This is a genomic window from Vibrio sp. Vb0598, assembly GCF_033338935.1.
Taxonomy (GTDB): Bacteria; Pseudomonadota; Gammaproteobacteria; order Enterobacterales; family Vibrionaceae; genus Vibrio; species Vibrio alginolyticus.
Map to the genome: position 1 here is coordinate 1 of NZ_JAWOTP010000265.1, position 1,085 is coordinate 1,085.

Here is a 1,085-nt window from a genome sequence, read left to right on the forward strand (position 1 = left end):
GGTAGCTCTTTCCCTCCACTAACTGGTCCTAAGACCAAATTGACTGGTATTCCAGGCAACCCTTTGAACCTATTAGAGATTCCTCAAGGCTGCCGCTTCCAAGCTCACTGTGACCGTGTCCACGAAGCTTGTACACGAGTACCGACTCAGCTGCGTCAAATTGAACCTGGTCGTTATTCAAACTGCCACTTGTACGGCGATACGATTGCTCAAGCCAAGGTTTAAAACCAGAAGTCACGCTAGCTAAGAACAAAATTACACTGGAGAGAATTATGAGCAAACAACTCGGCGAACTGCTGGTTGAGGGTAAAAACGTCGTTAAGGACTTCCCTTTAAACAGTAACTCAATCAAGCAGTCAAAGATGCGTGCTATCAACGACGTATCTTTCAAAATGTACAAAAGCCGCGGTTTGTCAGTAGTGGGCGAATCTGGTTCAGGTAAATCGACCACCGCTAAAATGATTGCAAAAATGTACGCACCTACTGACGGCATCATTGAGTACAAAGGGCGTGATATTCAAGACATCACCTCAAGACAAGACTTGATGGCGTATCGTGAAGGCGTACAAATGGTGTGGCAAGACCCATTTGGCTCGCTAAACCCAACGCACAATATCTTCCACCATATTGCGCGCCCGCTGCTGATTCATAAGAAAGTAGCACCGGGCAACAAGAAAGAACTGGAAGAGCGTGTGTACGACCTACTTGAACAAGTTGGTCTTATTCCACCAAAAGAAACGGCGCAAAAGTTCCCGCACCAGCTATCTGGCGGCCAGCGTCAACGTGTAAACCTAGCTCGTAACATCGCAGTTGGTGCAGAAGTGGTATTGGCGGATGAGCCAACATCGATGCTCGATGTATCAATCCGTGCCGGTGTTCTGAACTTGATGGAAGAGATGAAGTTCGAGAAACAAATGTCTCTGCTTTACATCACTCACGACATCGCAACAGCGCGTTACATTGCTGAAGATCTCGCGGTCATGTACGTAGGTCACATGGTTGAATGGGGCGATACTGAAGAAATCATTCACGATCCTCAACACCCATATACGCAACTGTTGGTATCTGCGGTTCCAGATCCATCA

General features: G+C 47.2%; 2 protein-coding genes. Both read left to right on the forward strand.

Annotated elements, in window-relative coordinates; translation table 11 throughout:
* The coding region (locus R7Q38_RS24585; protein ID WP_411913409.1) for an oligopeptide/dipeptide ABC transporter ATP-binding protein at positions 1–225 on the forward strand (225 nt) is incomplete at its 5' end.
* 47 nt (positions 226–272) lie between these two features.
* The coding region (locus tag R7Q38_RS24590; protein ID WP_318114686.1) for an ABC transporter ATP-binding protein at positions 273–1,085 on the forward strand (813 nt) is incomplete at its 3' end.